Below are 9,645 nucleotides of genomic sequence, written 5' to 3'. Positions count from 1 at the left end.
GGGGTGGTGGGGGCTCAGGCCCCGACGTACTCGGCGAGGTACTTCCCCGTGAGTGTGGAGGCGTCGGCGGCCATCTGCGCGGGTGTGCCCTCGAAGACGATCCGGCCGCCCTCGTGACCGGCGCCGGGGCCGAGGTCGATGACGTGATCGGCGTGGGCGACGACCGCGAGGTGGTGCTCGATGACGATGACCGATCGCCCGGACTCGACGAGACGGTCGAGGAGTCCGAGCAGGAACGCGACGTCCGCGAGGTGCAGGCCCGTCGTCGGCTCGTCGAGGACGAGCACGCGGCCCTCCTCCGCGAGGTTCACCGCGAGCTTGAGGCGCTGACGTTCGCCGCCGGAGAGCGAGGACAGCGGTTGCCCGAGCGTGATGTACCCGAGTCCGACGTCCGCGAGGCGGTCGAGGACCTTGAGCGCCTTGGGGAGGGACGCGGGACCGCCCTTCGCGAAGTGCTGCTGTGCGGTCTCGACGCTCATCTCGAGGACGTCCGCGATGTTCGCGTCCCCGAGGCGGTACTCGAGGACCTCGTCCTTGAAGCGCCGGCCCTCGCACACCTCACAGGGACTCTCCGTCGTCTCCATGAACCCGAGTTCGGTGAAGACGACTCCGGCGCCCTTGCAGTTCTCGCACGCGCCCTCGGAGTTCGCGCTGAGGAGGGCCGGCTTCACCCCGTTCGCCTTCGCGAAGGCCTGGCGGATGGGGTCGAGCAGTCCGGTGTACGTCGCCGGGTTCGACCGGCGTGAGCCCTTGATCGCGGTCTGGTCGAGGACGACGACCCCCTCGCGGCCGGCGACCGAGCCGTGGACGAGCGAGGACTTGCCGGACCCGGCGACGCCCGTGACGACGCAGAGCACGCCGAGGGGGACGTCGACGTCGACGTTCTCGAGGTTGTTCCGGGTGGCACCGCGGATCTCGAGGTAACCGTCCGGGGTGCGCGGGTTCTCCTTGAGCTGTGCCCGAAAGCCGAGGTGGTCGCCGGTGAGCGTGCCGGACGAGAGGAGACCCTCGACGTCTCCCTCGTAGCAGATCGTCCCGCCGTTGACCCCGGCGCGCGGGCCGAGGTCGACGACGTGGTCCGCGATCGCGATCGTCTCCGGTTTGTGCTCGACGACGAGGACGGTGTTGCCCTTGTCCCGCAGCCGCACGAGCATCTCGTTCATCCGCGCGATGTCGTGCGGGTGCAGCCCGACCGTCGGTTCGTCGAAGACGTACGTGATGTCGGTGAGGCTCGACCCGAGGTGCCGGATGAGTTTGACGCGCTGCGCCTCGCCCCCGGAGAGCGTGCCGCTCGGGCGGTCGAGCGACAGGTACCCGAGGCCCACCTCGTTGAAGGAGGTGATCGTGTCCTCGAGGTTCTGCAGCAGCGGTGCGATCCCGTCCCGCGGTACCCCCGCGAGCCACTCGGGGAGATCGCTGATCTGCATGCGGGCGACCTCGGCGATGTTCTTCCCGAACACCCGCGAGGACAGGGCGGTCGCGTTGAGTCGGGTACCGCCGCAGTCGGGGCAGGGACCGAACACCGCGATCCGGTCGACGAACGCGCGGATGTGGGGTTGGAGGGCGTCCCGGTCCTTCGACAGGAACGACTTCTGCACTTTCGGCAGGAGACCCTCGTACGTCATGTTCGTGCCGGAGATCTTCACCTTGACGGACTCCCGGTGGAGGAGGTCGTGCAGTTCCGTCTCCGTGTAGTCGGCGATCGGCTTGTCCGGGTCGAAGAAGCCCGATTCGGCGATGAATCGGACGGACCATCCGCCGGGCTTGTAGCCGGGGATGAGGATCGCGCCCTCGTTGAGGGAGAGACTCCGGTCGAGGAGCGCGTCGACATCGATGTCGGACACCTGGCCGGTCCCCTCGCACGTCGGGCACATGCCGCCCTGGATCGTGAAGGTCTTCTTCTCCGCCTTCGTGTCCGCGCCCCGGTCGACCTTGAGGGCGCCCACCCCCGAGGCGGAGGCGACGTTGAATGCGAAGGCCGTCGGAGGTCCGACGTGCGGGTCACCGACCCGGCTGAAGAGCAGGCGCAGCATCGTGTACGCATCCGTGACGGTGCCGACGGTCGACCTGCTGTTGGGGGTCATCCGCTCCTGGGACACGATGATCGCGGGAGTGAGGCCCTCGAGGTGGTCGACGTCCGGTCGGCCCACCTGGGGCATGAAGCCCTGGACGAAGGCACTGTAGGTCTCGTTGATGAGGCGCTGCGATTCGGCCGCGAGCGTCCCGAAGACGAGGGAGCTCTTGCCCGAACCGGAGACACCGGTGAAGACGGTGAGCCGGCGTTTGGGAATCGTGACGTCGATGTCACGGAGGTTGTTCTCCCGCGCACCGTGGACGCGGATCTCGTCGTGGGTGTCCGGGGAGGGGGTGTCCGAAGTATGCACGGCTCAACATTAGAGCGACCGGGCCCCCTCGGGAACCTCCGTCAGCGCGAGTGGTACTTCAGCTGCGTTTTCTCGAGGCCCTCGGTGAGGAGCATCTCGACGGCGTCGGCGACGTCGGAGACGAAGATCGGCAGCGACGCCCGTTCGTCCTTCGAGAACGGCTTGAGGACGTAGTCCGCGGTCTCCATCCGGACCGGGGGACGGCCGACACCGGCGCGGACGCGCAGGTAGTCCTTCGTGCCGAGGGACTTCGTCATCGACCGCAGCCCGTTGTGGCCGCCCTCTCCCCCACCGAGCTTGAGCTTGATGGTGTCGAACGGGATGTCGACGTCGTCGTGGATCGCCACGACGTGGTCGGGTTCGATCGAGTAGAACTTCGTGAGCGCGGACACCGGGCCGCCGGACTCGTTCATGTACGTGAGCGACTTCGCGAGGACCGCCCGTGGTCCGGGGACTCCTCGGACCATGCCGAGGCGCCCCTCGCTCACGAGGGCCCGCGCCTTCGACTTCCCCAGCTTCCCGCCCGTGCGGGTGAGGAGTTCGTCGACGACCATGTGCCCGATGTTGTGTCGGGTCGCCGCGTACTGGTCACCGGGGTTGCCGAGACCGATGATGAGCCAGGTGTCCTGAGCCACGGGGTTCCACTCTCCAGTCGTTGGAAGTCACGCATACACGCCGATGGGGCGGGCACCCACACGGTACCCGCCCCATCGGTGAGGTCATGAGGCGATGAAGGTCAGGCCTCTTCGCCCTCGGCGGCCTCGTCCTCGGTCTCCTCCGCTGCCTCGGCGGCGACGTTGACGATGAGGTACTCGGGGTCCTGCACGAGCTCGACGCCGGCGGGGAGGACGATGTCCTTCGCGTAGACGTGCTCGCCGGGCTTGCGGCCTGCGATGTCGACGGTGATGGCCTCCGGGATCGAGGTCGGGTCGACGAGGATCGCGAGGGTGTTGTCCTCGATCGAGACGACGGTGCCGGAGAAGGCCTCGCCCTCGATGTGGAGCGGCACCTCGGCCTCGATCTTCTCGCCCTTCTTCACGGCGATGAGGTCGAGGTGGGTGTAGGTGCGGCGGATCGGGTGGATCTGCACCTCACGGGCGACGGCGAGGCGGGTTTCTCCACCCTCGATCTCGATCGAGAGCAGGGCGTTGGCGTTCTTGAGCGCCATCATGACGGCGTGGCCGTCGAGGGTGACGTGGGTGGGCTCGACGTCGTGGCCGTAGAGGACGGCGGGGACGAGGTCCGCGGAACGGATGCGACGGGCGGCACCCTTACCGAACTCGGTGCGCTGCTGGGCCTTGAGCGTGATGATGTCAGCCATGAAATTCTCCTTGTGAGTGTCGATGACACCGCGGCGGACGAATTCTCACCGGGGTGCGACACAGGAGTCGGCCCTGAGAACCGCGTCGATCACGGAGCCGGTGCGCGATCCGGAAGGATCCCTCTCACCGCTCCCTCGCCGAGGCAACCCCACCATGATACGGCACCGTCACCGGGCTGCCAAAAGGGCCGCCGGAAACGCCCCTGAGGCGCCGCCGGGCCGGCAGAACGCCCGAGGCGCCACGACAGGATTCCTGTCGTGGCGCCTCGGGCGCAACCGGGACCCGCACTCCGTGCGGTGGTGCCTCAGATGTTGAAGAGCGAGGTGACCGAACCGTCCTCGAAGACCTCGTGCACGGCGCGGCCGAGCAGCGGGGCGATCGAGAGCACGGTGAGCTTGTCGAACGTCTTCTCGTCCTCGAGCGGGAGGGTGTTCGTGATGATGACCTCCTCGGCCACCGAGCCGGAGAGGCGCTCGACGGCGGGGCCGGAGAACACCGCGTGGGTGGCAACGATGATGACGCCCTTCGCCCCGGCATTCATGCAGGCCTCGGCGGCCTGGACGATGGTGCCGCCGGTGTCGATCATGTCGTCGACGAGCACGCACATGCGGCCCTCGACGTCACCGACGACGCGGTTCGCCTTCGTCTGGTTGGGCCGGTTGATGTCGCGGGTCTTGTGGATGAAGGCCAGCGGGGCCCCGCCGAGAGCGGCGGACCAGTTCTCGGCGACCTTGATGCGGCCCGCGTCCGGGGACACGACGGCGAGGTCGTTCGCGGCGCTGTACTTCTCACGGACGTAGTTCGCGAGGATCGGGAGGGCGACGAGGTGGTCGACCGGCCCGTCGAAGAAGCCCTGGATCTGCGCGGTGTGCAGGTCGACCGTGATGAGGCGGTCGGCACCGGCGGTCTTGAAGAGATCCGCCATGAGGCGGGCCGAGATGGGCTCACGGCCGCGGTGCTTCTTGTCCTGGCGCGCGTAGGGGAAGAACGGGGCGATGACGGTGATGCGCTTCGCGGACGCCCGCTTGAGGGCGTCGAGCATGATGAGCTGCTCCATCACCCAGTCGTTGATGGGCGAGCAGTGCGACTGCATGACGAAGACGTCCTTACCACGCACCGACTCACCGAATCGCACGTAGATCTCGCCGTTGGCGAAGTTGTAGACGTCCGTCGGGAGCAGTTCGGTGCCGAGTTCGGCAGCGACCTGCTCCGCCAGTTCCATGTTGGCCCTACCAGTGACCAGGGCGAGCTTCTTCTCGCCCGAAGTAGTGATCGACGAGCTCACTTTTCCTCCGAGTCCTTCTGCGCAGCAAGTGCCTCCTGCGCTGCCGTGGCGGCGGGGGTGCCGGGCCGCTTGTCCAGCACCCAGTTCTCAACATTGCGTTGAGGAGCGACCGTCTGCGCGAGCGCGCCGGCGGGCACATCCTTGCGGATCACGGTGCCGGCCCCGGAGTAGGCGCCGTCGCCCACCCGAACGGGAGCCACGAACATCGTGTCCGAGCCTGTGCGCACGTGGTTGCCCACGTACGTGTGGTGCTTGTTCACGCCGTCGTAGTTGACGAACACGGAGGAGGCCCCGATGTTCGAGTGCTCGCCGATCGTGGCATCACCGACGTACGTGAGATGAGGAACCTTGGACCCGAGACCGATCTGCGCGTTCTTCGTCTCCACGAAGGTGCCGATCTTGCCCTCGTCGCCGAGGACGGTGCCGGGCCTCAGGTAGGCGAAGGGACCGACGGTCGCACGTTCGCCGATGACGGCGAGCTGCCCGTGGGTGCGCACGACGGTCGCGTCGGCCTTCACCTCGGTGTCGGTGAGCGTGGTGTCCGGGCCGATGTGTGCACCGGAGGCGATGTCGCACGCCCCGTGCAGCTGCACGCCCGGGAGGATCGTCACGTCCGCGTGGAGGACGACGTCCGCGTCGATCCACGTGGTGTCCGGATCGACGATCGTCACGCCGGCCCGCATCCAGTCGTCGACGATGCGCCGGTTGAGTTCCTTGCCGAGGCGGGCGAGCTGGGCGCGGTCGTTCGCTCCCTCGACCTGCCACACGTCGTCGGTGGTGAGGGCGGCGACCGGCTTGCCGGCCTCGCGGGCGATCCGGATGACGTCGGTGAGGTACTTCTCGTTCTGCGCGTTCTCGGTACCGACCTGCGGCAGGCTCTCGCGCAGCACCTGGGCGTCGAAGGCGTAGATGCCGGAGTTGATCTCCGTGATCGCCTTCTGGGAGTCCGTCGCGTCCTTCTCCTCGACGATGCTCTCGAGGGAGCCGGTCGCGTCGCGCACGATCCGGCCGTAGCCACGCGGTTGAGCGACGTCGGCGGAGAGCACGGTGACCGCATGGGCGCTGTCCTCGTGGAACTCGACGAGGCGCTGCAGGGTCGCGGCGGTGAGGAGCGGGACGTCGCCGTAGGTGACGACGACGGTGCCGGAGAGGTCCCCGGGCAGCTGGGTGAGTGCGCACTCGGTGGCACGGCCGGTGCCGGGGATGTCGTCCTGGTCGGCGACGAGCACGGTCCGGTCGACGACCTCGGCGATCGAGGCGACGTGCTCGGCGACCTGGTCACGCGCGTGCCGGAGCACGACGACGAGGTGTTCGGGTGCGGATTCCGCAGCCGCGGCGATCGCGTGGTGGAGAAGAGAACGACCCCCGATCGGGTGCATCACCTTGGGGGTCGTGGATTTCATCCGGGTGCCCTCGCCCGCAGCGAGAACGATCACGGCAGCGGGTCGGTGCTGCACCATGGGTGTTCAACTCCTCGTGTCGATCGGCTCGGCCGTCGCCCGTGCGGCGCCTGAGCTCCGCCCCAAGGACTCGAACCTTGACTGCACGGCTCCAAAGGCCGGCGTGCTGCCATTACACCAGGGCGGAAGGGCTGCGTCCGGTCGTGACGCGCACCGTTCCATCTTGCCACTAGACTCCGGAGCATGGAAATTGTGTCCTCGCTGCTGCTCATCCTCCATCTGCTCGGTATGGCGATCATCATCGGTGCCTATTTCGCCCATGTGAAGAACGCCCGGGTGATCCCCGGCATGGTCCACGCCTCGTACCTCCAGCTCGTCACCGGCCTGCTCATGGTCGGTCTCGTCGAGATGAATGGCGGTTCCATCAGCCACGTCGCCGTCGGCATCAAGATCGTGCTCGGCATCCTCGTGTGGCTCTTCGCCTTCCTCGGCAAGCGCAAGGAGAAGGCGGCACAGGGCGCCGGCGGTCTCGCCGAGGGTGAGGCACATCCCTCCGCCCTCATGGCGCATCTCACGTTCGCCGCGGCCCTCGTCGCCGTCGTCATCGGCGTGACGATGCTCTGATCGAGCCCGTACCGCACCCGGCCCCGGTGGACCCCGTGTTCGCCGGGGCCGGTGTCGTGTCAGCGGCCCCCACTACACTCGTGGGCACCATGACTTCACCCTTCGATTTCCTCACGTCCGGCCCGGCCCGCACCGGTGTGCCCGTCGAGGCGAGCGCCCCCGCCGAGGACGCACTGTTCGCCGCGGACGGCGACCGCGGTTCCGTTCCCGAGGCGCCCGCACCCTTCGTGCCCACGCCGCCGGAGCAGTTGCTCGAAGGGCTCAACCCCCAGCAGGTGACGGCCGTGCAACACTCCGGCACTCCCCTGCTCATCGTCGCCGGCGCCGGTTCCGGCAAGACGACAGTCCTCACCCGCCGCATCGCGTATGCCCTCGGCACCGGCCGTGCCCATCCGGGGCAGGTCCTCGCGATCACCTTCACGAACAAGGCCGCGAAGGAGATGGTCGAGCGCATCACGGGTCTCGTCGGGCCACGCGCCCGCGGCATGTGGATCTCGACGTTCCACTCCGCCTGTGTGCGCATCCTCCGCCGGGAGGCGCAAGCACTCGGCATGAAGTCGAACTTCACGATCTACGACTCGCAGGACTCCCTTCGGCTCATCACCCAGGTCGTCCGGGAGGCGAACCTCGACTCGAAGAAATTCACGCCCCGCTCGCTGCAGCACCGCATCTCCAACCTCAAGAACGATCTGCTCACGGCGGACGACTTCGCGGCGAAGGCACACGAGAACAGCCCGTCCGACCAGGCCCTCCTCGAGGTCTACCGGCGGTACTCGGATCGCCTGCGACTGGCGAACGCGTTCGACTTCGACGACCTCATCATGGAGACCGTGCACCTGCTCGGCGCGTTCGACGACATCGCCGAGTACTACCGGGCACGCTTCTCGCACATCCTCGTCGACGAGTACCAGGACACGAACCCGGCCCAGTACCGGCTCATCCGCGCCCTCGCCGGGGCGGACCTCCCCTCCCCCACCGCGGAGCTCACCGTCGTCGGTGACGCGGACCAGTCGATCTACGCGTTCCGTGGCGCCACGGTCCGCAACATCGTCGAGTTCGAGGAGGACTTCCCGCAGGCGGAGACCATCCTCCTCGAGCAGAACTACCGGTCCACGCAGAACATCCTCTCCGCGGCGAACGCCGTGATCGCGAACAACGACGACCGCCGGGAGAAGAAGCTGTGGACCGACAGCGGTTCGGGCGAGCCCGTCATCGGGTGGGTCGCGGACTCCGAACAGGCCGAGGGTCAGTTCGTCGTCGACACGATCGACGAGCTCATGGACGAGGGTGACTACACGTACGGGGACTTCGCGGTCTTCTACCGGACCAATGCGCAGTCCCGTGCGATCGAGGACGCCCTCGTCCGTTCGGGCATGCCGTACAAGGTCGTCGGCGGCACCCGGTTCTACGAGCGCAAGGAGATCAAGGACGCCCTCGCGTACCTCCGGGTCCTCGCCAACCCCGATGACGATGTGAACCTCCGGCGGATCCTCAACGTCCCCAAACGCGGGATCGGAGACCGCTCCGAGGCGATCCTCGGCGCCTTCGCCGAACGCGAGCGGATCCCGTTCTGGGAGGCTCTCACCCGCTCGGACGAGGCACCGGGGATCTCGACCCGCACCTCGGGCCCCCTCAAGAAGTTCATGGCGCTCATGGAGGATCTCCGCTCCACGACGGAGGGGGCTCCCCCGTCCCGCGTCCTCGAGGCGGTGCTCGAGCAGTCGGGGTACCTCGCGGAACTCCACACGAGCACGGACCCGCAGGACGAATCCCGGGTCGACAACCTCGCCGAGCTCGTCGCGGTCGCCGAGGACTTCCACCGGCAGAACCCGGAGGCCGGGCTCGACGAGTTCCTCGAGCAGGTGGCCCTCGCGAGCGACACCGATCAGATCCCCGACGCCTCGGTCGGCGAGGTCACCCTCATGACCCTCCACACCGCGAAGGGGCTCGAGTTCCCGGTGGTGTTCCTCACCGGCCTCGAGGACGGGACCTTCCCGCACCAGCGGTCGTTCAACACGAAATCGGAGATGAACGAGGAGCGACGCCTCGCCTACGTGGGGCTCACCCGCGCGAAGCAGCGCCTCTACCTCACCCGCGCGGAGACCCGCAGCATGTGGGGTCAGCCGCAGTACAACCCGCCGAGTCGCTTCCTCGGGGAGATCCCGGACTCCCTCGTCGAGTGGAAGCGTCTGGGCTCGTTCACCGGTGGGGCGGGAGCGGTCGCGTCGAGCGGACACGCCTTCGGTGGAGGCCGTGCCGGCGGGTACTCGGGCGGTTACGGCGAGGGCGGCTTCGGCGGCTCCCGCGGCTCCGCCGACGGGTCCGCGCGGCCCATCGGCGGCGGGATCACCGCGAGCCGAGCACGTTCCTCCGCTCCCGGCGGGAACGGGTTCCCCAATCGGATCCGCCCGAACCGCGAGATGGTGCACGTCGAACCCGGCGACAAGGTCACCCACGAGTCCTTCGGTCTCGGCTCCGTCGTCGAGGTCAAGGGCACCGGCGACAAGACCGTCGCGGTCGTCGACTTCGGGTCCGCCGGCACGAAACGACTCCTCATGCGGTACGCGCCGGTCGAGAAACTCTGACCGCGGCGGGCCGCGCAGCGCACCGTCCGAAGCCGAGGCGCCCTG

At 68.0% G+C, this 9,645-nt stretch carries 7 protein-coding genes and 1 tRNA gene; 2 read left to right on the top strand and 6 right to left on the bottom strand.

All coding sequences use genetic code 11. The annotated features are described in order from the left end of the window. Positions 1–14: 14 nt before the first annotated feature. The 6 genes from ABD172_RS15135 to ABD172_RS15110 all read right to left on the bottom strand — a co-directional run bounded on the left by ABD172_RS15135 (position 15) and on the right by ABD172_RS15110 (position 6,578). Entirely contained in the window at positions 15–2,384 is a 2,370-nt protein-coding gene (locus ABD172_RS15135; RefSeq protein ID WP_344311027.1) for an ATP-binding cassette domain-containing protein, read from the bottom strand. 41 nt (positions 2,385–2,425) lie between these two features. After that, positions 2,426–3,019, bottom strand: a complete 594-nt coding sequence (gene pth / locus ABD172_RS15130; RefSeq protein WP_344311025.1) for an aminoacyl-tRNA hydrolase — start codon at positions 3,017–3,019, stop codon at positions 2,426–2,428. 101 nt (positions 3,020–3,120) lie between these two features. After that, positions 3,121–3,705 (bottom strand): 50S ribosomal protein L25/general stress protein Ctc, encoded by a 585-nt coding sequence (locus ABD172_RS15125; protein ID WP_344311023.1) that lies wholly within the window; start codon positions 3,703–3,705, stop codon positions 3,121–3,123. 305 nt (positions 3,706–4,010) lie between these two features. Further along, entirely contained in the window at positions 4,011–4,991 is a 981-nt protein-coding gene (locus tag ABD172_RS15120) for a ribose-phosphate diphosphokinase (protein ID WP_344311021.1), read from the bottom strand. Continuing rightward, positions 4,988–6,451 (bottom strand): bifunctional UDP-N-acetylglucosamine diphosphorylase/glucosamine-1-phosphate N-acetyltransferase GlmU, encoded by a 1,464-nt coding sequence (gene glmU / locus ABD172_RS15115; protein WP_344311019.1) that lies wholly within the window; start codon positions 6,449–6,451, stop codon positions 4,988–4,990. The genes ABD172_RS15120 and glmU overlap by 4 nt, the downstream gene beginning before the upstream one ends. Positions 6,452–6,506: 55 nt before the next feature. Continuing rightward, positions 6,507–6,578: transfer RNA gene (locus ABD172_RS15110), tRNA-Gln, on the bottom strand. Between the two features lie 56 nt (positions 6,579–6,634). Between ABD172_RS15110 and ABD172_RS15105 the strand changes: the two genes are divergently transcribed. Further along, entirely contained in the window at positions 6,635–7,015 is a 381-nt protein-coding gene (locus ABD172_RS15105) for a hypothetical protein (protein ID WP_344311017.1), read from the top strand. Positions 7,016–7,104: 89 nt separating this feature from the next. Continuing rightward, the gene (gene pcrA / locus ABD172_RS15100; RefSeq protein WP_344311015.1) at positions 7,105–9,600 is read left to right on the top strand and encodes a DNA helicase PcrA; all 2,496 of its coding nucleotides are present in this window, start codon (positions 7,105–7,107) and stop codon (positions 9,598–9,600) included. Positions 9,601–9,645: the final 45 nt, after the last annotated feature.

Source organism: Brevibacterium samyangense, from assembly GCF_039529845.1.
In the GTDB taxonomy this organism is placed as follows: Bacteria; Actinomycetota; Actinomycetes; order Actinomycetales; family Brevibacteriaceae; genus Brevibacterium; species Brevibacterium samyangense.
Note: the sequence above shows the minus strand (reverse complement) of the source record. Positions and strands in the feature narration are given on the sequence as shown.